General features: G+C 42.1%; 22 protein-coding genes and 2 riboswitches. Of the genes, 6 read left to right on the top strand and 16 right to left on the bottom strand.

Features of this window, described 5'->3' with window-relative positions; genetic code table 11:
- The first annotated feature begins 8 nt into the window (after positions 1-8).
- Positions 9-788 (top strand): divergent polysaccharide deacetylase family protein, encoded by a 780-nt coding sequence (locus ACFVAD_RS03465; RefSeq protein ID WP_386636141.1) that lies wholly within the window; start codon positions 9-11, stop codon positions 786-788.
- Between the two features lie 48 nt (positions 789-836).
- Here the strand turns inward: ACFVAD_RS03465 and cbpA are convergent, their stop codons facing one another.
- The 7 genes from cbpA to ACFVAD_RS03430 form a co-directional block, all read right to left on the bottom strand.
- Positions 837-1,475, bottom strand: a complete 639-nt coding sequence (cbpA, locus tag ACFVAD_RS03460) for a cyclic di-AMP binding protein CbpA (RefSeq protein ID WP_386636139.1) — start codon at positions 1,473-1,475, stop codon at positions 837-839.
- Between the two features lie 123 nt (positions 1,476-1,598).
- Positions 1,599-2,939 (bottom strand): CoA-disulfide reductase, encoded by a 1,341-nt coding sequence (locus ACFVAD_RS03455; RefSeq protein WP_386636137.1) that lies wholly within the window; start codon positions 2,937-2,939, stop codon positions 1,599-1,601.
- A gap of 120 nt (positions 2,940-3,059) precedes the next feature.
- Entirely contained in the window at positions 3,060-3,599 is a 540-nt protein-coding gene (locus ACFVAD_RS03450) for a 1,2-dihydroxy-3-keto-5-methylthiopentene dioxygenase (protein WP_386636135.1), read from the bottom strand.
- Positions 3,600-3,625: 26 nt separating this feature from the next.
- Positions 3,626-4,267, bottom strand: a complete 642-nt coding sequence (locus tag ACFVAD_RS03445) for a methylthioribulose 1-phosphate dehydratase (protein WP_386636133.1) — start codon at positions 4,265-4,267, stop codon at positions 3,626-3,628.
- Positions 4,264-4,929, bottom strand: a complete 666-nt coding sequence (locus tag ACFVAD_RS03440) for a 2-hydroxy-3-keto-5-methylthiopentenyl-1-phosphate phosphatase (RefSeq protein ID WP_386636131.1) — start codon at positions 4,927-4,929, stop codon at positions 4,264-4,266. The genes ACFVAD_RS03445 and ACFVAD_RS03440 overlap by 4 nt, the downstream gene beginning before the upstream one ends.
- A complete protein-coding gene (mtnW, locus tag ACFVAD_RS03435) occupies positions 4,926-6,170 on the bottom strand; it encodes a 2,3-diketo-5-methylthiopentyl-1-phosphate enolase (protein WP_386636129.1) in 1,245 nt (414 codons plus the stop codon). The genes ACFVAD_RS03440 and mtnW overlap by 4 nt, the downstream gene beginning before the upstream one ends.
- Positions 6,171-6,259: 89 nt before the next feature.
- Positions 6,260-6,366: riboswitch (SAM riboswitch) on the bottom strand.
- Positions 6,367-6,455: 89 nt separating this feature from the next.
- A complete protein-coding gene (locus tag ACFVAD_RS03430; protein WP_386636127.1) occupies positions 6,456-7,628 on the bottom strand; it encodes a pyridoxal phosphate-dependent aminotransferase in 1,173 nt (390 codons plus the stop codon).
- A 124-nt stretch (positions 7,629-7,752) separates the two neighbouring features.
- Between ACFVAD_RS03430 and ACFVAD_RS03425 the strand changes: the two genes are divergently transcribed.
- On the top strand, positions 7,753-8,535 hold the full coding sequence (locus ACFVAD_RS03425; protein WP_386636125.1) for a carbon-nitrogen family hydrolase: 783 nt from the start codon (positions 7,753-7,755) through the stop codon (positions 8,533-8,535).
- 1,302 nt (positions 8,536-9,837) lie between these two features.
- Here the strand turns inward: ACFVAD_RS03425 and cspD are convergent.
- Positions 9,838-10,035: a cold-shock protein CspD gene (gene cspD, locus ACFVAD_RS03420; RefSeq protein ID WP_010192350.1), complete on the bottom strand. Its 198-nt coding sequence runs from the start codon at positions 10,033-10,035 to the stop codon at positions 9,838-9,840.
- A gap of 345 nt (positions 10,036-10,380) precedes the next feature.
- Positions 10,381-10,537: riboswitch (SAM riboswitch) on the top strand.
- A gap of 96 nt (positions 10,538-10,633) precedes the next feature.
- On the opposite strand from cspD, the gene mtnK reads away from it, so the two are divergent.
- Positions 10,634-11,824 carry an S-methyl-5-thioribose kinase gene (gene mtnK, locus ACFVAD_RS03415; RefSeq protein ID WP_386636122.1) on the top strand — a complete coding sequence of 397 codons (1,191 nt, stop codon included), beginning with the start codon at positions 10,634-10,636 and terminating at the stop codon, positions 11,822-11,824.
- 6 nt (positions 11,825-11,830) lie between these two features.
- On the top strand, positions 11,831-12,877 hold the full coding sequence (gene mtnA / locus ACFVAD_RS03410; protein WP_386636120.1) for an S-methyl-5-thioribose-1-phosphate isomerase: 1,047 nt from the start codon (positions 11,831-11,833) through the stop codon (positions 12,875-12,877).
- Positions 12,878-12,917: 40 nt separating this feature from the next.
- On the opposite strand, the gene ACFVAD_RS03405 is transcribed toward mtnA, so the two are convergent.
- From ACFVAD_RS03405 to ACFVAD_RS03395, 3 genes are all read right to left on the bottom strand, one after another.
- Positions 12,918-13,496 carry a DUF2087 domain-containing protein gene (locus ACFVAD_RS03405; RefSeq protein WP_386636118.1) on the bottom strand — a complete coding sequence of 193 codons (579 nt, stop codon included), beginning with the start codon at positions 13,494-13,496 and terminating at the stop codon, positions 12,918-12,920.
- 300 nt (positions 13,497-13,796) lie between these two features.
- Positions 13,797-14,282, bottom strand: a complete 486-nt coding sequence (locus ACFVAD_RS03400; RefSeq protein WP_386636116.1) for a methylated-DNA--[protein]-cysteine S-methyltransferase — start codon at positions 14,280-14,282, stop codon at positions 13,797-13,799.
- A 25-nt stretch (positions 14,283-14,307) separates the two neighbouring features.
- Positions 14,308-16,518 carry a PAS domain S-box protein gene (locus tag ACFVAD_RS03395; protein ID WP_386636114.1) on the bottom strand — a complete coding sequence of 737 codons (2,211 nt, stop codon included), beginning with the start codon at positions 16,516-16,518 and terminating at the stop codon, positions 14,308-14,310.
- Positions 16,519-16,816: 298 nt separating this feature from the next.
- Here ACFVAD_RS03395 and ACFVAD_RS03390 point away from each other — a divergent pair, with 298 nt between their 5' ends.
- Positions 16,817-18,580, top strand: a complete 1,764-nt coding sequence (locus ACFVAD_RS03390) for a B12-binding domain-containing radical SAM protein (protein WP_386636112.1) — start codon at positions 16,817-16,819, stop codon at positions 18,578-18,580.
- Between the two features lie 2 nt (positions 18,581-18,582).
- Here ACFVAD_RS03390 and ACFVAD_RS03385 read toward each other — a convergent pair whose 3' ends face one another.
- Genes ACFVAD_RS03385 through ACFVAD_RS03375 form a run of 3 tightly spaced genes read right to left on the bottom strand, consistent with a single transcriptional unit; the run spans position 18,583 to position 19,099 of the window.
- Positions 18,583-18,756, bottom strand: coding sequence for a hypothetical protein (locus tag ACFVAD_RS03385; RefSeq protein WP_386636110.1), 174 nt, complete (start codon positions 18,754-18,756; stop codon positions 18,583-18,585).
- A 23-nt stretch (positions 18,757-18,779) separates the two neighbouring features.
- Entirely contained in the window at positions 18,780-18,935 is a 156-nt protein-coding gene (locus ACFVAD_RS03380) for a hypothetical protein (protein WP_386636108.1), read from the bottom strand.
- Positions 18,936-18,940: 5 nt separating this feature from the next.
- Entirely contained in the window at positions 18,941-19,099 is a 159-nt protein-coding gene (locus ACFVAD_RS03375) for a hypothetical protein (protein WP_386636106.1), read from the bottom strand.
- An 85-nt stretch (positions 19,100-19,184) separates the two neighbouring features.
- Here ACFVAD_RS03375 and ACFVAD_RS03370 point away from each other — a divergent pair, with 85 nt between their 5' ends.
- The gene (locus ACFVAD_RS03370; protein WP_386636595.1) at positions 19,185-19,529 is read left to right on the top strand and encodes a DUF3905 domain-containing protein; all 345 of its coding nucleotides are present in this window, start codon (positions 19,185-19,187) and stop codon (positions 19,527-19,529) included.
- Between the two features lie 66 nt (positions 19,530-19,595).
- On the opposite strand, the gene bcbE is transcribed toward ACFVAD_RS03370, so the two are convergent.
- Together bcbE and ACFVAD_RS03360 are read right to left on the bottom strand one after the other, a co-directional pair.
- Positions 19,596-20,807 carry a bacillibactin exporter BcbE gene (gene bcbE, locus ACFVAD_RS03365; protein ID WP_386636104.1) on the bottom strand — a complete coding sequence of 404 codons (1,212 nt, stop codon included), beginning with the start codon at positions 20,805-20,807 and terminating at the stop codon, positions 19,596-19,598.
- Between the two features lie 164 nt (positions 20,808-20,971).
- Entirely contained in the window at positions 20,972-22,321 is a 1,350-nt protein-coding gene (locus ACFVAD_RS03360) for a TrkH family potassium uptake protein (protein ID WP_386636593.1), read from the bottom strand.
- Positions 22,322-22,446 lie beyond the last annotated feature (125 nt).

The following is a 22,446-nucleotide window of genomic DNA, read 5'->3' as shown; positions in this document are numbered from 1 at the left end:
TGGTAAAGTTGAAAAATCTCATCGCTATTTTATCCGTATTATCAGTGTTTTTAGGCAGCATCGTCATTTATGCAGAGGAGCACCATCAGAATAGTAATAGAGTAGCCATTGTAATTGATGATTTCGGCAATGACATGAAGGGGACCGAAGAAATTCTTCATCTGCCAGTCAAGTTGACTATTGCGGTGATGCCGTTTCTTTCTACAACAAAAGAGGATGCGGAGCTTGCGCATGAATTGGGGCACGAGGTCATATTACATCTTCCAATGGAACCCGTTAAAGGGAAGAGGAGCTGGCTGGGTCCCGGAGCCATCACAACGGACCTCTCCAATAAAGAAATTGCAAAGCGAGTAAATGCGGCAATTGATGCCGTTCCTTTCGCCGTTGGAATCAATAACCATATGGGATCAAAAGCCACTTCAGATGAGCGTGTGATGCGGATTATCCTTGGTATCTGCAAAGAAAGGCACCTCTACTATCTGGACAGTAAAACCTCAAGAAAAAGTGTCGTTTCAAAAATTGCCACAGAACTTTCTGTACCCTATTTGGAAAATGAATTGTTTTTTGATGAGGTTTACACAACCAACCATATCGTAAAGCAGACTAACCAGCTCATCAGAAAAACAGAAGTAGATGATAGTATCATTGCCATCGGTCATGTGGGCATTGCAGGTGAAAAGACAGCCAGTGTTCTGAAACAATATATTCCTGCACTCAAGAAAAAAGCTGAGCCTGTCACTTTATCGACTATCCTCATAGAAAAAGAGTTGATTACCACTCCACAATAAAAAACGAGCATCTTTTCCCTATGGGAAGATGCTCGTTTTACGGCTGTATTACTTCATAACATCAATCTGATCGACATGTGTCACCCTGAACTCTTTCTCTTCCAGCTTTTTCACAATCTTATTCAGTTTATCCTCAGGTAGCTCGGCAGGGAGGTTCACGATGATCCGTCTTAAATATTTCTCCCCGTTATCAAGCGTAAGCATGCCGTCAATGTTGATGTCCTTCAGCATGGTAACAAGATCCTTTATTGCCCCTTTATGTTCAATTGTGGCGATGGTCAAGGTGTAACCCCCAGTTTTCATTCCAAATGAATCAGCAAGTACATCCATGACGTTTGCATGAGTCAGAATCCCGAGAAATTCATTACCCTCGTTCAGTACAGCAATGAATGGCAGTCGTTTAATTGTGAAAAACGCTTGGAAAAAGGAGTCCTCCTCAAAAATGAATGCATCTTTATTTTGGATAAGGGACTCCACAGAATCGTTTTCAGATCCTTTCCCCTCGTATAGGTAATCCAGTAAGTGCACTTTATAGACTAGCCCTACAAAGCTTCTCCCATTATCCTCCAGGATGGGAATGCAGCGGTAACCTGTCTCTTTAATTTTCTCATACGCGTCCTTCACCGTATAGTTCGGCTCACAATACTGTACATCTTGCTTAGGCACAAAATTATAACGTACTTTCATTCCCTCACTCCTCCAAAACACATCTATTTATGTAGATAAAACTACTTTTACATTAGCATATTCGCATAAAAAGGTAAAGAAAATTCATAATATTAAAACTTTTAATTCTTATTAATTTTCCTCTTATTTTGCCGCATTTGCTGCAATCTGAACCGCATCCCAAACTGTTGCATAGGGTGGTGCGTAACTTAAGTCCAGCATACCAATCTGTTCTGTCGTCAATCCGCATGTAATGGCTGTTGCATAGATATCTATCCGTTTTGCCGCACTTTCATCCTGACCAAGTATTTGTGCGCCAAGCAGTTTCTTTGACTCTTTTTCATAGACAAGTTTAATGTGAAAAGGCAACGCATTAGGATAATAGGAAGCATGGCTATTTGTTTCAACTTTTACTGTTTTAAAGTTTACATTCTCCTGTCTAGCAGATTTTTCCGTCAATCCAGTCATCGCAGCTGTCCAATCCATAATTTTCACTACGTTCGTGCCAAGTATTCCCTGAAAGGAATTCGGGATTCCAGCCATGTTATCCGCTGCGACTCTTCCATGTTTATTGGCTGTAGTACCTAAAGCAATATTAACAGGCTTTTGCAAAAGAAGATGGTTACTTGTCGCGCAGTCCCCGGCAGCATAGATGGCAGGAATGCTGGTTTGCTGCTGTTTGTCAACAATGATGGCACCATTATCTAGCATATTCAGTCCAATACCTTTGACAAACTCCGTGTTAGGTTTATTCCCGATGTTCACGATAACTGCATCCACATCATACTTCCCTTTATCCGTGCTTACGCTGGTAACCTTCCCTTCCACAACGTGAAGCTCCTTGACTTCTTCGCCAGTCAGGATTTTCACCCTGTCTTTTAGGCAATCCTCCAAGATTTCAGCCATATCCTGATCATAGTTAGGAAGGATATGTGGCTGCAATTCGATGACCGTTACTTCCTTTTGTAATTCCATCATCGTTTCGACCAGTTCCATCCCTATATACCCACCACCGATTATCCCAACCCTCTTCACATCTTTTCTTTCTTGAAAGTATTTTCTCATGTCCATTCCATCTTTAAGGGTCTTTAAAGTAAAGACATTCTCTGCATCCTTTGGTACAAATGGAGGAACAATTGGTTTTGATCCGGTAGCTATCAGTAGTTTATTATAGTTCACTTCCATCATTTCGCCGGATTGGAGATTTTGGACAAGCACTACTCTTCGCTCTGGCACCACTTTTTTGACTTCATGCTGAATATGTACCTGGATATTCCGTTTCTCGAAATCCTCTACAGTCCTCGCCAATAGGTCTTCGTGCGACGCTGTCACTCCAGATATGTAGTAGGGTAGACCGCAGGCACCATATGAAATATGTTCATCCTTTTCAAAGACGGTTATTTTTACATCTTCCTTTAGTCTTCTAAGCTTGGAAGCCGCACTCATGCCACCCGCTATTCCACCAATTATCACTATATGCTCCATAAAATAGCCTCCTATTTGCATCAGTTCATCACCTTCCATTATATTCCCTCTTTAAGGGGGGATTACTCATAAAAAAAGACATTTGAGTGAAAATCATATCACTCAAATGCCTCTCGTTACTTAGTTATTTATCTGTTCTGTCTGGCTCTCATAAATTGGAACCCATCCTTCAGTCGTAACGAAAATCCGTATGGCTACGACCTTTCTGTCCTCCATGAGGGTAAAATAATGACGGACATTTGGTGGTACACTTATCAGATCTCCAGGCTCCAGTTCCACGTCGAAAAAGCTGCCGTCCTTGCCTTGAATGACAAAAATCCCATGGCCGCTCACAATATAGCGGACCTCATCATCGGTGTGATGATGCTCTTTATTGAAATTCTGCAAAAGCTGTTCCAGGTTAGGAGTGGTATCGGATAAGGAGATGACATCCTGTGCTCTGTATCCACGTCTTGCCGAAATGTCCGCAATTTCACTCTGATAGGCAGCTAGGATTTCCTCTTTATTTTCTTCTGTCAGTGCAAAATTCTCCTGAAGATAATCAGGCAGCTTGGAGGTATCCCACTTTTCATAAATTACTTCATTTTCAGTCAAAAAGGATTCCACTTTTTCTTGTACTTTGATTCTTTCGTTTGTTTGATGAATTCTGATTTCAGCCATTCTTTTTTCCTCCTCAAGGTTTATTTTTAATGGACCTGCAAGCTTGCTCTAATACTGTTTTTCACGCTTAAAAGCTTTAAGTGATAGGAAAACAGGAATTCCCATGCTTCCAGGTGTTTTTTCGCTTCAAATGCCGTTTTTCCCCAGACCGTAATTCCGTGATTTTGGATCAGCACAGCACCACTGTCTCCATGAATGTGCTTTGAAAACTCCCTCGCAAGTTTTGGAATATCAGCATGGTTTTTAATAATTGGAATGCTGACAGAGGCATCCTCTTCCCAAATCCCCAAGGCTTTTATAATTTCCTGGCCTGTAAAGACTATCTCCTTCTGCTCTGCATATAATTGCGAAATGACATTATTGTCGACCGTATGGACGTGAAGGGAGCAACCGGCATTTGACTTGCCGTACACTTCCACATGAAGCAGTGTCTCGGCGGAAGGCAACAGAATGGTCTCTTCCACCGCTTCCCCAGCATAGTTTACTAGCAGAAAATCTTCCGGTGTTCTTTTCCGCTTATCCTTACCACTTGCTGATACAAAAAAAGTCAAAGGATGATCTGTTACTTTGATCGAAAGATTTCCACTTGTTCCAAAAAACCAATCGCGGCCAGCCAGCTCCTCCTTCACATCTGCAAGCTCATTCCACCTTGCTATCTGAATACTCATGATGACACCTCCTGCTTCTTCAGTATCTTTATCACATCGAAGAAGTCTTCAAATGCTTCATAGTTAATGGATTGCTCATTGCATTTTTCAATCAGAAAATCCCTGGCTATTACTTTATCCGCCATTTTCGCCGCTTGCAGATCTGTAATGGAATCACCAATCACTATTTTATAAGTGTCCTTATCTGCAAGTTTACGAATGACTGATGGTTTGCAGCACCCGCATTCGTTTTGGCATTCCTCATCACAAGAATGCGGCCAGTGAATCCTGATGCTCTCTCCTGAAAAATCAGACTCATTGCAGTAGATTTGGCCCCGGGGCACAATTCCACTCAGCAGAGGCTCCACAAAAAAGTCTATTCCTCCTGACACAATATAAAGTGGAATCTGCTGGTTCCTCGTGTATTCCACAAACTCATGAAATCCTCTTCTGATCGCGGCATGTTCTAAAATGTACGTGCTGATTTCTTCCCTTTGGTTTGAGGGAAGCAGGGAAAACATTTTCCCCACTCCTTCCCGGATGGATATCTCCTGCGAAAGAACTTTATCCTTTAATTCATTCCACTCAAGTGGGGCATATTTCTTCATAATGGCAATGATGTTGTCACTGTCTGTTACCGTTCCATCAAAATCACAAAATATCATTGGCTGACCTGCACTCATTTTGCAACCTCCAAACTGCCCCATTGTTCAATTGCGAGTTTCAGTTCCGGGTTCGTTTCAGCCTGTTCGCTCAAGGTTTTTCCAGCCAACACTCCATTAACCGCCTGTCTGAAAGCCGAACCACCGCCAATGGCGCCCAAAGCGTGTCCATGGATTCCTCCACCTGCATTGATGACAGAATCCAATCCAAAATCCTGATAAAGCTGCGGTACAAGGCCTGGATGGATTCCAGCTGATGGTACAGGCAGGGCAGCTTTCATTCCATCTTCGACCTTTGTTAAGCTGTTTCTGATTCCCAGTGCTTCCTTCTTTGGCAATGCGACACTGCCATAGGGGGAAGGAAACAAGGAAAAGTCGGCTCCAGCGTACCTAACTAGTTTTCCAAGAAGAAGTTCGTTGGAAATCCCATAAAACTCTGATGGAGTACTTGCCCCACTTACTGCAGGGTGTGCCATGATCGGTATCTGGATATTTTTATCCTCAGCAAGACACTGTAACACGTCCAATCCATAAGCAAAAACATTGAATAGTAAAATGTCTGCACCTAGCTCCACTGCCCGCTTCGCTTTTTCCCTCAATTCAAACGTTCGGCCTGTAAGATTGACAGCATAGCGGGCACGATGCCCTGTCTTTTCGTAAACTTCCTCCAAAACTTTCTTGCCGACTGCAATTCTCTTTTCAAATGGCGTGAGCGGATTCTCAAAAAGGATTTCATCATCCTTGATAAAATCGACTCCTCCAAGTGCCTGTTCCCGAAGTTGATTTCCAAGGAATGCGAGGTCCCTGCCAATTACACCTTTAAAAATGCTCATGACATACGGACGATCGGTTATCCCCGTCAGTTCCCTGATTCCCTCCACACCGAACTTTGGTCCGGGGAATAGGCTTTTCAGTTCACTCGAAAACTCCAAATCTAACAGCTTGATTTCACCGTCCAAGGAGAGCTTCCCGAACACAGTTGTCAATATTGCAGGTAGATCATTGCTGAAGTTTAAGCTCGGGTAACCGATTTGGATTATCCCTCTGGTGACGGTGCTTCCGATATAGCTGTTCACCCTCTCGCTTGGTTCAAGTTCCTGGACATGAACCACCCTGCCCTTATGTTTTTTCAGCTGTTCCTGATCCAAAAGCGGCAAATCTGTCCAAGAACCCACTGTCAAACCAAGGGCAATACCCTCAGCTTTTTTTTCCAAGTTCCCTTTTCTGTCATGTACTAGGTATGTGGCAATAATTTCACTCATATCTGTCATCCTTTCAATCACGTGAAATGGTATGATATGTAAGCACTAAAAAACCTCTTCGATAAGAAGAGGTTAGGCATCCTAACATCCTCTTATCTCCCAGCATTAAAGCTGCAAGATTTAGCACCGTGCTTATGTACATAAGTCGGTTGCCGGGTGTCATCGGGCTAGTCCCTCCACCTGCTCTTGATAAGAAAACGCAATATATATAATATTTTTAAGGTTAAAATAAAAGAAATCTAACAGGAATTATGACATCCTTCCGGCTAGTTGTCAACAAAGTATTCAGAAAATATGCAGTTTTTGAATCCTTTGCACCGCATCCTTCAGACGTTCAGTACTTGTCAGCAGACCTACACGCACATAGCCTTCACCATGGGATCCGAATCCTATTCCCGGCGCCACGACCACATGAGCCTCATCTAGCAGTTTATCGGCAAATTCAGAGGATGTGAATCCTTCGGGAACCTTTAACCAGGCAAAAAAAGAGCCTTGCGGCGCAGTAACTTCCCATCCTATTTCCTGCAGCCCTTTAATGAGGATATCCCTTCTTTTTGCATAAAGGTCCACCAGCTCTTCCACACATTTCTGCGATTCCAGCAGGGCTGTCGTCGCAGCTTCCTGTACCGCACCAAAGATGCTCACATACATATGGTCCTGCAGTAGATTGATTGCCTCTATGACACTGGGGTTGCCGACAGCAAATCCAACACGCCAGCCTGCCATGTTATATGTCTTGGATAGTGTATAAATCTCAATTCCCACTTCTTTCGCACCCGGAGTCTGCAGAAAGCTTAGCGGTCTTTTCCCTTCAAATCCGATGGCTCCATATGCGAAATCATGTACAACACAAATATCATGCTTATCCGCCAGGTCTACCGTCTCCTCGAAAAATTTTGATGTGGCAACTGCACCAGTGGGATTATTGGGATAGTTCAAAAACATCAGCTTCGCTTTATCCAAAACACTTTCATCTATATCTTCATAATTTGGTAAAAAATGATATACTTCTTTTAACGGCATATATTCCATTTGTGCTTTTGCAAGGGCAACCCCTGACCAGTAATCGGGATAGCCGGGATCTGGTACAAGCACAGTATCTCCTTCATTCAACAAGCATTGCGGAATTTCAACAAGACCTGCTTTGCCGCCAAATAGTACCGCCACTTCCGTTTTCGGGTCGAGCGTTACGTTGTATTCTCTTTTATAAAATTCGACTATCGCCTCTTTAAAAAAGTCGTTGCCCCTGAATGGTGAATATTTATGATGGATGGGGTTATCTACAGCTTGTTGCAAAGAACGTACAATATGTTCAGGCGTCGGCTGATCTGGGTTACCTTGTCCAAGATTGATGACATCATGCCCCTCGGCAACCACCCTTCCCACCTTTTGCACCAGGGAGGCAAAAAATTGAGTCGGCAGCTGATCTAATAGTTCAGATTTTTGGAAAAGTTTCATTTTGCTCACCTACTTAAAAAATTCTTGAAATCCTAGTCACAAATCATATAATGTTAAAAACAACTTGTAAAGAAATTTTTAAAAAAATAAAAAACAATTTTTTCTCAATAAGGGGGGCCACCACATGAAATGGAAAATTGCATGCATTCAGTTTGATATCGCCTTCGGAAACCCCGAAGCCAATATAGAGAAAGTGTGTGAGCTTGTAAAAGAAGCAGGAAAAGATAATCCGGACATTATCGTTCTACCCGAGCTCTGGTCCACAGGCTATGATCTGGGCAGACTTGATAGAATTGCAGACTCGGGAGGATTTGTAACGACCAAATTCCTGAAATCGCTCGCAAAGGAACAGAATGCCCATATTGTCGGGGGGTCCATTGCTAAAAAGACCAACCGAGGGATCTACAACACGATGCTTACAATTAATAAAGACGGGGAGGTTGCAGGTGAATACAGCAAATTGCATCTGTTTCGCCTAATGGATGAACACCATTTCCTTCAGCCAGGAAAAACAGATGGAATGTTTAATCTTGATGGGGAAAACTGCGCAGGCTTCATCTGTTACGACATCAGGTTTCCGGAGTGGATCCGCGCGCATACCACGAAAAATGCCAAAGCCATCTTCGTTGTTGCGGAGTGGCCATTGGCAAGAGTCGCGCATTGGAGGACTTTATTGATTGCAAGAGCGATTGAAAACCAATGCTATGTGATTGCCTGCAACCGATCCGGCTCAGACCCTAAAAATGAGTTTGCAGGACATTCCATGATTATCGATCCATGGGGAGAGATCCTTGCTGAAGCAGGAGTAGGAGCTGAAACCATCTCAGCCACGATCGATCTGGCTAAGGTTGATGAGGTAAGAAAGCAGATTCCTATCTTTGAGGATAGAAGGCCGCAATACTATTAAAATATTGTTATTTGGCTCCACCTTTTTTGTTGAAGGTGGATTTTTTTAGCTTTTAGATTTTAGTTGGAGATTTGGAAGGAGAAGGGGTTAACAACTTTTTTTATACTGACCTCAGCAAAAGGGCCCTTTTGAGACCACCATTCTTGTATTTCCCCGTTATCGTGGTCTCAACCGGCCCTTTTGTGACCACCATTCTTGTATTTTCCCGTTATCGTGGTCTCAACCGGCCCTTTTGAGACCACCATTCTTGTATTTCCCCGTTATCGTGGTCTCAACCGGCCCTTTTGAGACCATCATTCTTGTATTTTTCCGTTATCGTGGTCTCAACCGGCCCTTTTGAGACCATCATTCTTGTATTTTCCCGTTATCGTGGTCTCAACCGGCCCTTTTGAGACCACCATTCTTGTATTTTCCCGTTATCGCGGTCTCAACCGGACGTTTTGAGACCACCATTCTTGTATTTCCCCGTTATCGTGGTCTCAACCGGACGTTTTGAGACCATCATTCTTGTATTTCCCGTTATCGTGGTCTCAACCGGCTGTTTTGAGACCATCATTCTTGTATTTTCCCGTTATCGCGGTCTCAACCGGACGTTTTGAGACCACCATTCTTGTATTTCCCCGTTTACGTGGTCTCAACCGGCCCTTTTGAGACCATCATTCTTGTATTTTCCCGTTATCGTGGTCTCAACCGGACGTTTTGAGACCATCATTCTTGTATTTCCCCGTTATCGTGGTCTCAACCGGACGTTTTGGGACCATCATTCTTGTATTTTCCCGTTATCGTGGTCTCAACCGGCCCTTTTGTGACCACCATTCTTGTATTTCCTCGTTCACGTGGTCTCAACCGGACGTTTTGAGACCACCATTCTTGTATTTCCCGTTATCGTGGTCTCAACCGGCCCTTTTGAGACCACGATTCTTGTATTTCCCCGTTATCGTGGTCTCAACCGGACGTTTTGTGACCACCATTCTTGTATTTCCTCGTTCACGTGGTCTCAACCGGCCCTTTTGAGACCACCATTCTTGTATTTTTCCGTTATCGTGGTCTCAACCGGCCCTTTTGTGACCACCATTCTTGTATTTTCCCGTTATCGTGGTCTCAACCGGCCCTTTTGAGACCATCATTCTTGTATTTTCCCGTTATCGTGGTCTCAACCGGCTGTTTTATGGCAGATATCAGCCAATTGATCATACCCTCCAAATTCTACCGACACTCTCAATGCTAGAAAACATTCTACCCATAAAAACCCAAAACAAAAAGGACCCCAACAAGTTGGGATCCTTTTCTATTTGGCTAGCATTATTTTGTAACGTTAGCAGCTTGAGGTCCACGAGCACCTTCAACGATTTCGAAAGAAACTTCTTGACCTTCTTCTAAAGTTTTGAAGCCTTCGCCTTGGATAGCGGAGAAGTGTACGAATACATCATCTTGACCTTCAACTTCGATAAAACCGAAACCTTTTTCTGCATTGAACCATTTTACTTTACCTTGTAACATGTTTGTTCCTCCTTGTGGTTTACCCACGTAAATAATATTACTATTCTTGCTCTACATTCCACTTCAAGACGAAAACTTGTTTCTGACTTTGCATCATGACGAACAAAAATAATAGTTTAATAATAACAGGTGACAATTTATTTTTCAAGGTTTTATCCAAAGAATTCATACTATTCTAGTTGTTAGACATCAGCTTTCCCGACCGATTTTTACGAACCATACTAAAAAAAGTCAAAAGCTTTCTCCAAAAAAGTAGTTGACAATTCTCTTTTTGGCTTGGTATTATTTTCAGCAAGTGATAATTTTCCAACAATTCAATACATTCGTGAGATATATTTTCACGATCTCTTATCAAGAGCAGGTGGAGGGATTTGGCCCGATGAAACCCAGCAACCGACTGTAATACTGTCGCGAGACGGGGCGTTAACTTTTAACGCCGGAACCTTGAGTCCCATAAGGCACGGTGCTAATTCCAGCAGAAATCATTTCTGGCAGATAAGAGGGGAGAAGATCAAATCTTCAAGCCTCTTTCTTATGGAAAGGGGCTTTTATTTTTCACTGCCCCTCCTTTGACAATTTACAATATGGGGGAATAAACATGACAATTGCACTAAAAGAAGGCTATGAGCCATTAACGGAAACTACCGCCATTCAATTAATAAAGGAATTGGGATACTTCCAGGAACACGATCAACTTCGATGCAAGGAAATCGGAGACGGAAATCTAAACCTCGTTTTTCACATACAGGATGAGAACGATAAAGCGCTCATCATCAAACAGGCCCTGCCATATGCCAAGGTAGTCGGGGAAAGCTGGCCTTTGACCTTGCATCGTGCAACCATCGAGGGGAACTATCTTAAAAATGCGATTCCATTAGTTCCAGAGCTTGTTCCGCAAGTTCACCATACTGATGAAGTCAAAGCGTTAACCATCATGGAGGATCTTTCCCATCTCGACATTGTGAGAAGCGGATTTATTGCAGGGAAAGCTTACCCGAAATTATCACAGCATATCGGTGAATATTTGGCAAAAACCTTATTTTTCACTTCTGATTTCGGCTGTAATCAGCAAGTGAAAAAAAGATTGCAGCAAGCCTTCAGCAATCCTGAGCTCTGCAAAATTACTGAAGATCTTGTTTTCACCGACCCTTTCCATGATAGCGAGACCAATGATTATGAACCTGAACTGAAAGGAACGGTTAAAGGACTTTGGCAGGATGATTCTCTCAAACTCGAAGTTGCTAAACTGAAGTATAAGTTCTTGACACATGGAGAAGCCCTGCTTCATGGGGATCTACATACAGGCAGTATTTTTGCCAATGAAACAGACACCAAAGTGATTGATCCCGAGTTCGCTTTCTTCGGACCAGCTGGATTTGATATCGGTCAATTTTTTGCCAACCTTTTGTTTCAGGCAATCACACGGACAGAAAACAATGAAATTATCCATTATCATCTTCATCAGGTTTGGGAAACTTTCGAGAAGACCTTTACTACACTTTGGCAGACTTCAAGCGTAGAAGCTTTCACCAGAACAGATGGGTATCTCGAATATGTTCTCAGGGATTATTTCAAAGATTCCATAGGCTTTGCCGGATGCGAACTGATCCGTCGCACTATCGGTTTGGCACATGTTGCAGACCTGGATGGTATCGAGGATTCAACTAGAAGATTGGCTAGTAAAAAGATTGCTATCGAACTCGGGCGCCAACTTATATTGCAGCAATCAACCATTATCAGCACAAAAGATTTGGAGCGTTTATTGGAGAAAGCAAAAAGAGGAGAATAAAACACCATGACTACCCTGACTAACATACCACTTTCCGTAGAATGGAAAGATACCCACATCCAATTACTTGATCAGCAAAAATTGCCGCAGGAAACCGTTTTTCTAGAACTTCGCACCCTACAGGATGTTTTTGATGCAATCGTGACATTAAAAGTACGGGGAGCCCCTGCCATTGGCATTGCAGCAGCCTATGGACTTGCCTTATCCGCTCAAGATTACAACTCTTCAAGTATCACTGATTTTCAGGTTAGGCTAAAAAAGGACAGTGATTATCTGGCTAGCTCGAGACCAACTGCCGTCAATCTGTTCTGGGCTTTGGAGCGCCTTCTATCCGTTTGTACAACTGCTTCTTCTGTGAATGAGGCGAAAACGATTCTTATTCACGAAGCTATCAATATCCAGATGGAAGATGAAGCAACCTGCAGGGAGATCGGAGAGCATGCGCTAAGCCTATTCCATAAAGGTGATAAAGTGCTGACGATATGTAACGCTGGATCCATTGCAACGGCAAGATATGGAACAGCCCTTTCCCCCTTCTACCTTGCAAAAGAAAGGAACTTTCCGTTAAGTGTTTATGCATGCGAAACACGACCGGTTCTGCAGGGTGCCAGGCTTACGGCATGGGAGCTTCAGCAGGCTGGTGTGGATGTTACGCTGATTACGGATAATATGGCTGCTCATACCATCCAATCAAAAGGGATCAATGCCATTATTGTTGGTGCTGACAGAATTACTTCAAATGGTGATACCGCCAATAAAATTGGGACATTCGGACTTGCTATCTTGGCAAATGCATTTAACATTCCATTCTATGTTGCGGCCCCACTATCCACTTTTGACCTGACAAAGGAAACGGGAAGGGAAATCATCATTGAAGAGAGAGCTTCCGAAGAAGTGACTCATATTGGAGGGCAGTTGGTGGCTCCTCAGGGGATTTCCGTCTTCAACCCCGCATTTGATGTCACACCTAATGAATACATTACCGCCATCATTACCGAAAAAGGCATCATTAAGGGAGATTATCGCTCGAAGATCAAAGAGTTGTTCACCTGAAATAATAAGGACATGGCACATTTTTCATGTGCCATGTCCTTTATTTCGCCCACATCTCTTTCGGATTCAATTCATAGATTCCATTTTCCCGATACATATAATGGTTGATGATGAATTCTCGTCTGATTGTTGCGTAATCTTCATGGAATTGCCTGATATGTTCGTTAATCTCTTTTTCCGTATATTTTTTTCCTATTTCCAGATCCTTGATGATATATTCAAAAATGATCAGCTTCTTTTTTCTCTGTGCCGGAATAGTCTTCAGCAAACCGCTCGGCAATAAGAAATTTTGTAGTATTTGAGTCTTTTCTTTATCCTTCTCCATGTTCTCCACCTCACTTCTCCCCCTGTTCAGTACATGAAACAGCGCCTCCGAATGCTGTTTCAATGATTTTTCATTCAGAAAATAAAAAATGGTATTCTTTTCTCTTCGTTCATAAACGGCACTTACTTCCTTCAGTTTTGCAATATGATGGGAAATGGTCGGTGCTCTGACTCCCAACTTTTCTGCCAGCACTTGTCCGCTTAAAGGCTGCTCGGCTGCAAGCAATACGAGAAGTTTAATCCTTGTCTGATCTCCCAACGCCTTATGAAAACTGACCAGCTTATTTAACTGCAAAGAAACACCCTCTTCAATTTGATATCCATCTAATTAGATAATAATCGAATTTGATGTGTTTTTCAACCTTTTTTTGTCATATTCTTTAGTATTAATTCTTTTTCCTGTTCACTGATTATTTGAAGTTTAGATAATACATTTGTATAAAAGGCTATTTTATTTGTTTTACCCATCTTTCTTCCACTCCCTTTTTTTGCACCGACGCAACTTTTTTAGTGTTAGTAAATAATATGTGTTTTTCACAAAATTGATACAGGTTATATAAAGATTGTACAAAAAAATACGATAGGGGCTTTCCCCCTACCGTACACCCTCTAACTTTAATAGCTGTTCTTTCATTCCTATCCTATCACCGGCATAACCGACTAGCGCCTGATTCTTCCCGTTCACCCGATGGCATGGAATAATGATTGGCAAGGAATTTCTCCTGTTTGCCTGTCCGACTGCCCTTACAGCAAGTGGACGATTGATTTCCACTGCAATTTCCTGATAGCTTTTTACTGTTCCATATGGAATTTTGCTTAGAGCTTCCCATACTTCCATCTGAAAAGGAGTGCCTTCCAAGTTCACTGGAATGCTGAAGTCCATTCTTTCTCCATTAAAGTACTCGGTTAATTGCTCCTCCACCAATGCGCACATAGCATGTACTGAAGCTTCATCCATCTTAGCTGAATGATATTTTTCAATTAACTCCTTCTCTTCAAACAGAATGGAAACCAGGCTTTGATTATCACAAAGAATGAATAATGGGCCAATCGGGGAATTCATCTTTTTATAGGTATACATGAAAATCTCCTTCGTCTTAATTTACTTAACTTTTCAAGGTTTGGGTGATTGGCAGCTTGATATGGAAGGTTGTACCCTTCCCCAATTCACTTTCCACCTCTATTGTACCATTATGCTCTTCCACAATTTTATAGCTTACCATAAGACCCAGGCCTGTTCCCCTGTCTTTTGTCGTGTAGAAAGGTTCCCCAAGTTTCTTAATTTTGTCTCCTGGAATGCCCAACCCCTCATCTTTGATGGAGATCAAGAGGTGCCTGCTTTCCAATTGCTGAAGGTTTACAGTAACCGTCCCACCCTTTGGCATTACCTCTATGGCATTTTTAAGAATATTGATAAAAACCTGTTTTAATTGATTTGGTTCACAATAGACGTCCGGTAACTCTTCTTCATTGAAGCTTGCGAACTGGACATTTTCAAGTGCAGCCTGTGCACTTAAGAGATCCAGGGTATCCTGCATAATTTTGACCACGCTCTTTTGCTGATAGGAAATGGCTTGTGGTTTTGCAAGAACCAGGAATTCCGTAATGATCGACTCGATCCGTTTTAGTTCTGATGTAATGACATCAAAGTACATGGCATACTGACCGTCTTCCATACTATTTTGCAGTAGCTGGATAAATCCTTTTAATGCTGTCATGGGGTTCCTTATTTCATGTGCGATGCCAGCCGCAAGCTCGCCCACCACAGTCAGTGTATCTGATTTGCGGAGTTGGTCTTCCATTTCACGTTTCTCAGTAATATTCCTGAAAATGGTCATATGAAGACCTTCCACTACATTCTTTTTTGCCGAGAACTCAAAAATACGCGGACCTTTACCATAATCATGGCACAGTTCTCCACTCAACTCTTCATTTTCTTCACACTGATCCCATAGATGCTTCATTTCTTCTATCTGTTCCATCGGAATATACTGCTTCAGGCATTGTGCCATCAACTCTTCCCGCGAAAGCTCAAAGATCTTGCTGGCATTCGGATTTGCATCAATGATTGTGCAGGAATCATCCCAAAGGATAATGCCATCCATCGCGTTATTGAAAATCTTGCGGAATTTCTGTTCACTCTCGCGAAGATCCTTTTCCATTTTTCTTCGCTCACTGACATTCCTGAAAATGATCATATTATATCCGTCAATGATGCCCTTATTAGCTGTAAATTCCAAGAGCTTCATTTGCCCATTCGGCATATGGAACTCAAGTTCCTCACGAATCTCGCCTTTTTTATTGAACTCTTTGATGATGGTAGGTACTTTGCTTGTTCCCTTTTGGACAAACTGCTGCAGCTTTGATTTCTCCAGTTCATCCAAAGGCAGTTCGAAGGCTCTGCTGGCAGCAGGGTTCGCGCGCATGATATTTCCGAAATTGTCCACCAGTACAATGCCATCCAATGCGTGCTGGAACATTTCCCGGAATCTTTCCTCGCTTTTTTGAAGCTGCAGCTCCATATTTCGCTTTTCGGTCACGTCGCGCATAATAGCCAAATAATAGTCATCATAGATGTTTGCAGTGATGGTGACCTCAAATCTCTTCCTTTCCCCATTATGTAGCAGTACAGGAAGCTCACCTCTCACTCGTCCATATTTGTCCAGTAAGAGCCAGATTTTCTCCACTTTATATCTCGCATCATTATCTACAAAATCATCCAGCTTTGACTGTAGTAAATCCAGTTTTGACATGGCAAAGTTAGAGCAGAAAGCCGGGTTTACATCAATGAAGAAACCTTCTTTATCAAAAACGACAATACCATCAACAGCCCTATTGAATACATCATGATACATCTGCTTGCTTTTGTTCGTTTCATTTTCCAGATACTTTTTGGAGGTAACATCCCGGATGATGCAGATGTCCAGTCCACTTTCATCTGGGTTTCGCACTGCCGAATACTCGACAAACTTAACCTTTCCATCATCCATTCGCAGAATCAGCTCATTTTCGGCTTCCCCCAATTTATCCAATTGGGCTTCCTGGTAGTTCACTTCCTCTTTTGACATCAGATCAAGGAATTCATAGAGATTCCTTTGAAGCAATTGTTCTTTGGAAAGCTCAAACAGCTCACAGGCTTTATTGTTAACTTGAAAAAATTCAAGGTTTCTATTAAACAAAATGATTGCATCATTGGCGTGTTCAAAAGTAAGCTGTAAAAACATATTCTGCTTCTCCATGGCATGGAGTTTTTGCTGCAACTCTTCTACTTTTGCTTCCAACTTTTTGGTTTCTTCCTTCACCATGTGTTGGATCATCACTCTTCCCCCATAAAAATAGTTATTTTTATATCCCTCTAACAACTTCTACGCTTACCCTGAAATTCCTTTTCTACGACACATAAAGCAATAAAAAAGTCATTTCAGAAATACTTTTGTAATATTACGAGTTTTTTTGTAGATAATGGAAGGTAGTAAATGGCAGGGGAGGGGATTATTACTCGGATGCCGAAAATGAGGAATTCGTTACCCTGCTGTCCTTTATTATGATAAGATATATTAGTTATAGTTAATTTTGTAAAACTAGATTATTTACTAGGAGTTTGATGGACTTAAAATGAAAATAATTGCGACAACTCTCAATGCCAAATACATTCATACGAATCTAGCCATTCGCTATTTGAAAGCATATGCAGAACCTGAATATACAGTGGATCTTGTTGAGTATACGATAAAGGATCCCGTCATGAACATCGTTTCCGATCTCATTCAGAAAAAGCCGGATGTTATCGGCTTCAGCTGCTATATCTGGAATATCGAAGAGACCATAAAAGTCATGAGTATGTTAAAGAAGGTAAACCCGGATCTGATTATTGTCCTTGGCGGACCTGAGGTGACCTATGATGTTTCCTACTGGCTCGACCGCCTGAGCGATGCGGATTTTATTGTCATCGGCGAAGGGGAAATTACGTTCAAGCAACTATTGGAGCAATTGAATGGGGACAAAGACTTCTCTTCCATCAGTGGTCTTGCATATCGCAAGGACGAGGAAAAGAAAATTTCTCCACAGCGCAATAAGGTCGACTTGAAGGAGCTTCCTTCGCCATACCGTTTCGAGGAAGATTTATCCCAGCTTGGAAAACGCGTTACCTATTTTGAAACAAGCCGCGGTTGTCCTTTCAGCTGCCAATTTTGCTTATCCTCCATTGAAGTGGGAGTTCGCTACTTTGACCGTGAGAAAGTAAAAGATGATATCAGATTTTTGATGGATAACGGGGCAAAAACAATTAAATTCGTCGATCGGACTTTCAATATCAGCAGAAGCTATGCGATGGAGATGTTCCGCTTTTTAATCGATGAACATAAGCCAGGAACGGTATTCCAATTTGAAATCACTGCAGATATCATGCGTCCGGAAGTTATTCAATTTTTAAATGAAGAAGCTCCTGCAGGATTGTTCCGATTTGAAATTGGCGTGCAGTCGACAAACGATGCGACCAACGAGCTCGTTATGCGTAAACAGAATTTCGCTAAGCTATCAAGAACGGTGACGATGGTCAAGGAAGGCGGCAAAATCGACCAGCACCTTGATTTAATTGCAGGCCTGCCTGAAGAGAATTACGATTCCTTCAAGAATACGTTCAACGATGTATTTGCGCTTCGACCTGAGGAGCTTCAGCTTGGCTTTTTGAAAATGCTTCGTGGAACAGGACTTCGAATTCGCGCCCACGAGCATGACTATATCTACATGGACCATGCTCCATATGAAATCTTGGGCAATAACATATTGAGCTTTGATGATATCATTCGTATTAAACAGGTAGAGGATGTATTGGAGAAGTTCTGGAATGACCATAGAATGGATACGACTGTGGAGCATCTGGTGACAAATGTCTTCCCTACGCCTTTCGACTTTTTCCAGGACTTCGGCTCTTTTTGGGATAAGCAGGGATGGGCGAGAATAGGCCATCAGCTCGAGGATCTATACAAACGTCTTTATGCTTTCCTGGAAGAATCCGATCGGAATTCCCTTACCGTTGTAGAAAGTCTGATGAAGTACGACTATCTTCTTCATCAGAAATTCAAACCACGTAAGCCCTGGTGGCAGGACAAGCTGACCAAGCAGGATCGATCTTCACTTTATCAAAACGTCTTGCAGTCACCGGAACTATTGGGGGAAAAATTCACGACATTGAAGCTTAACGAAAAAGAATTGTATAAGCACACCATGCTTGAATCTGTTTCCTTCGATCTTTCTCACTATTTGCAGACGGGTGAAATCAAACAAGCGGAAAGCTATCTGCTCGTGTATTTCGATCAATCCACGAATCAGACGGAAGTCTTTCCCATTCCGGAATCAACAGTAAAAAATGCTAGCTGATGCTAGCATTTTTTATTTTTGCTTTTATTTTTAGACACGATGGCACCCTCGAAGGCTTTCGCGGCATTCGGATCTCCAAACTCAGGACCGAATTCCTCTTTCAATCTGTTTTCAGGAATGGCATGATCCTTTTTATGTGCCTGCTTCTGCTTTTTCTTTTTTGCACCTTTGTCCATTATTGATCCTCCTTAGATCCTCCTTACCTGCCTTGTCTTCCCTTTTTCGAGTTGCGATTTGCACCCCGGATCATATCCTCTGTCTGATACTCTGCTGCAAACTCTGTGTCAGGCAGACTTTCCTTCGGTGTCTTGTTATTATTTTTTGCTGCATCATGTGCCACTTTCCGTTTTGCCATACTCTTCACCCCCTTGAATTATGTTTATCTTGCCCGTTTGCGTTTTTTTCATAAGCGATTAATACAATCTCTTCCCCTAGCTCTTCCCTCATTTGGTTTTCGAGTTTTGTAATGGCACCAAGCTTCTCTTCGGGAATGTTTGCATATCCATATTCCATGTGCATCAAGCCCATCTCCTTTTCATTTCTTACATACTTATTTATTTAATAGAAATGCTAAAACTATACCCCACGGAGGTGAAAACTGATGATGAAAAAAAATAAAGACCTCGAAAACCCTTTTATGGAGGAGACGATGCCCCATCAAATTAATTCCCCTTCATTTAAAGGGTCCGGTATTAAAATGCAGCCACCATTTGTGAATGAGCATGGTGTTGTAATAGGGGATAGCTTGTACAATTCAGAAGAATCTCCCTTGAACAACTGGAACGATGAGGTGGACCCCTCTGTCATGGCAGGAGATCAATGGGTGCATCCGACCAATGATATTGGATGGAACTCAAGCGAAAATCGCGAGCTTGTGGAAAAGTCAAAGAAGCCTCAAGGTGTACCTTTCACACATCCCGATAAGGATGTTAGCTATGGAAGAGACTGAAAGCAAGAAAAGAGAAAGCAGCGAGAGCATTTACTCTGGCTGCTTTTTGCCTTTCCTGATTAACAATTATCCGGTGGAGTTTTCTTCACCCTTAGGCGGATCAATACCTTTGAAAGAAATAAGTAGAGCAGCGGCACAAGTTCCAGCCAATACATAGAACATCATATTGTCTGACTTTTTAATCAATAACGCCACCATTGGCGGACCTAATGCCACTCCAATAAATCGCATGGAGCTATAGATGGATGTAATTGTCCCTCTTTCCTCTTTCTCTATTCCTTCGGTGATAAGCGCATCAAGACTTGGCAGCGCCACCCCGATACCGATCCCACCTATAAGGAAAAGACCCATGGTGACCCATACATTGGAAAAGAAGCTGTTGGCGAAAACCGCCCCGCCTAAGACCGCAATACTGATGACAATCAGCCATTTCATCAATACTTTATTTTTGTCGATTTTCTTTCCAGTGATAAAGGAGGCAATACAAAGTGATGCCAATGGAACAGCCAGGAAAAGTCCTTTTTTGATTCCATCGATCTGATGCTTTTTCTCCAATAGATCTGATAAATAAAATAAAACCCCGAATAGGACAAACATCAATATACAACCGATAAAGAAAATGGCTAGTAACCATTTGCAGTCCTTTTTAAAAATGGCTTTTACGGCTTGAAGAAATTCTTTAAATGGCAGCGGCTCTTCTTTTTTCTTTGGCGATTTCACCAGAAAAATCATTAATAGAATAGAAACTAGACAAAAGACCGGTATAGAAAAAAAGGGCAGAAACCAGAAGAAACCGGCCAAAACTGCACCTAAAATGGGACTTAACACTTTGCCAAGTGTATTGGAGGTTTCAATAATCCCTAAATTTTTGCTTACTTCAGAGTCACTTTTGAACATATCACCTACAAGAGGCATCACAATTGGCGCCGCCCCGGCAGCTCCCACCCCCTGCAAGGTCCGTCCTACCAGAATGATCCAATATGGGTCATTCATTTTCCAGCCTGCCCAGCCTGAAACAACACCTCCGATTGCCGTAATGATCAGACTTGGAATGATGACAGCTTTTCGTCCCAGTCGGTCTGACAAATATCCTGCAATAGGAATTAAAATAATCGCAACAATAGAATACACTGTAATAATCATACTTACTTGAAAAGAAGTTATCTCAAGCTTCTTCTCTATAGTAGGCAAAACAGGAATCAACATCGAATTACCAAGAGTCATGACCAATGGTATCGATGCCAGCGAAGCAATTGCCCATTTTTTCTCATGTTCCATCTCGCGTACCTACCTTAAATTATTTCATCCCTCTTAATATGAATCCAAAAGCCAAAAAATATTACGATTAGGGGCCAGACCCCGGCAGGAAATTCCTCCTCAACGTCAAAAGGCCAGTCACTCTGCTTTTCAGTGAGTGACTGGCCTTTTACTTTTACGTATAGTTATCCAATAATGACCCGTTCAACTGGATAATGGTATTTTGGAGGTTTTTGCCTGCTTTCGAGTATGAATAGGAATGTGAGCAAGCCTACTCTCCCGATGAACATCAGACACATGATCACGCATTTTCCGATGGTGGTCAGATCTGGGGTAATTCCCATGGAAAGCCCGGTAGTTCCGAACGCAGAACACACCTCAAACAAGATTTGTATCAGGGTGAAATTTTCTGTAATGCTTAAGATGATTACTGCGGAGGAGCATATGAATATAGCAAGCAGTAATACAACGAGCGATTTGATCAGATCTTCCTCATGGATTTCCCTGCGGAATAATTTAATGGACTTATTGCCTCGCGCAAAATGGAATAAGAACAAGATATTCAGAGCAAAGGTGGTCGTTCTTATACCGCCCCCAACTGAACTTGGTGAGGCACCGATAAACATCAGTCCACTCATAATCAGCAGGGTGGGAAGCGTAAATTCACTCACATCCATGGTTGCGAGCCCCCCGCTCCTAGTAGTAACAGATTGAAACAGCGCATAAAAAAAGGACTCATGCCAAGACATCCCTTTAAAGAAGTGATTGAATTCCATTAGAAGAATGGCAACTGTTCCAAAGGTAATCAAGCAGGCAAATGTAATAGTTGTGATTTTTGTGAAAAGGGAAAACCTGAATCGGCCCCCTTTATTTGCAATAAATTCTTTGACTTCTACCAGAACGGGAAAACCGATGGCTCCGGTAATGATCAGAATGATGGTAATGAATTGAACAAAATAGTCCTTTGCAAAAGGCACCAACGATTGCCCTGTTATATCGAATCCTCCATTTGTCGTGGCACTGACAGATGCAAAGAAACCATGCAAATAGGCTTCCTGCCATGATGGATAATAGGATAAATAATATGTTCCCAATATCAATGCTCCTATAATTTCAATGGTAAGAATGAGAATAAGGATCTGTTTTATCATCTTCACAATTCCAGATAGATTAGATTGATTTTGGTCGATCATCATCAATCTTCTTTCTTTCAGCCCGATTTTCCTCCCCAGGATGAGCCAGATGAACGTACCAACTGCCATTACTCCTACTCCACCGAACTGCAGAACAAAAGCTAAAATAATGATACCTGGTACTGTGAAAGTATCCACTATACTTACAGTTGTTAGACCAGTTACACTGACAGCACTGACTGCAGTGAACAATGCATTGATAAATGTCCAGTCAGCACCCTCCTGTCTGGCAACCGGTAAGCTCAGCAACGAGACGGCTACCACTACCGCAACTAAATAGAAAGTGAAAATCAACTGTGCTGGTGAAAAATGATGTATTTTGTTACTGAATGCATTTTTTATTTTTATCATAGGAACCCTTTCAATGTGAAACTGTTTTCTGATTTCTTATTTTATGTACGACCTTCGTTTGAAAAAGTTTCATAATCCTCATTATATTACATGTTTTGTGTGATACTTACTAGTAT

The organism is Sutcliffiella sp. NPDC057660 (genome assembly GCF_042800035.1).
Classification (GTDB): domain Bacteria; phylum Bacillota; class Bacilli; order Bacillales; family Bacillaceae_I; genus Sutcliffiella_A.
This window is presented reverse-complemented; position numbering and strand designations above follow the sequence as displayed.

Bases quoted from the DNA above. Each gene is read 5' to 3' on its own strand.
- ACFVAD_RS03390 (WP_386636112.1), top strand. From the start codon at position 16,817: ATGAAAATAATTGCGACAACTCTCAATGCCAAATACATTCATACGAAT.
- ACFVAD_RS03370 (WP_386636595.1), top strand. From the start codon at position 19,185: ATGAAAAAAAATAAAGACCTCGAAAACCCTTTTATGGAGGAGACGATG.
- ACFVAD_RS03450 (WP_386636135.1), bottom strand. From the start codon at position 3,599: ATGGCTGAAATCAGAATTCATCAAACAAACGAAAGAATCAAAGTACAA.
- ACFVAD_RS03400 (WP_386636116.1), bottom strand. From the start codon at position 14,282: ATGTATACCTATAAAAAGATGAATTCCCCGATTGGCCCATTATTCATT.
- ACFVAD_RS03430 (WP_386636127.1), bottom strand. From the start codon at position 7,628: ATGAAACTTTTCCAAAAATCTGAACTATTAGATCAGCTGCCGACTCAA.
- ACFVAD_RS03375 (WP_386636106.1), bottom strand. From the start codon at position 19,099: ATGCACATGGAATATGGATATGCAAACATTCCCGAAGAGAAGCTTGGT.
- mtnK (WP_386636122.1), top strand. From the start codon at position 10,634: ATGACAATTGCACTAAAAGAAGGCTATGAGCCATTAACGGAAACTACC.
- ACFVAD_RS03445 (WP_386636133.1), bottom strand. From the start codon at position 4,267: ATGAGTATTCAGATAGCAAGGTGGAATGAGCTTGCAGATGTGAAGGAG.
- cspD (WP_010192350.1), bottom strand. From the start codon at position 10,035: ATGTTACAAGGTAAAGTAAAATGGTTCAATGCAGAAAAAGGTTTCGGT.
- ACFVAD_RS03380 (WP_386636108.1), bottom strand. From the start codon at position 18,935: ATGGCAAAACGGAAAGTGGCACATGATGCAGCAAAAAATAATAACAAG.
- bcbE (WP_386636104.1), bottom strand. From the start codon at position 20,807: ATGGAACATGAGAAAAAATGGGCAATTGCTTCGCTGGCATCGATACCA.
- ACFVAD_RS03455 (WP_386636137.1), bottom strand. From the start codon at position 2,939: ATGGAGCATATAGTGATAATTGGTGGAATAGCGGGTGGCATGAGTGCG.
- cbpA (WP_386636139.1), bottom strand. From the start codon at position 1,475: ATGAAAGTACGTTATAATTTTGTGCCTAAGCAAGATGTACAGTATTGT.
- ACFVAD_RS03440 (WP_386636131.1), bottom strand. From the start codon at position 4,929: ATGAGTGCAGGTCAGCCAATGATATTTTGTGATTTTGATGGAACGGTA.
- mtnA (WP_386636120.1), top strand. From the start codon at position 11,831: ATGACTACCCTGACTAACATACCACTTTCCGTAGAATGGAAAGATACC.
- ACFVAD_RS03385 (WP_386636110.1), bottom strand. From the start codon at position 18,756: ATGGACAAAGGTGCAAAAAAGAAAAAGCAGAAGCAGGCACATAAAAAG.
- ACFVAD_RS03425 (WP_386636125.1), top strand. From the start codon at position 7,753: ATGAAATGGAAAATTGCATGCATTCAGTTTGATATCGCCTTCGGAAAC.
- ACFVAD_RS03395 (WP_386636114.1), bottom strand. From the start codon at position 16,518: ATGATCCAACACATGGTGAAGGAAGAAACCAAAAAGTTGGAAGCAAAA.
- mtnW (WP_386636129.1), bottom strand. From the start codon at position 6,170: ATGAGTGAAATTATTGCCACATACCTAGTACATGACAGAAAAGGGAAC.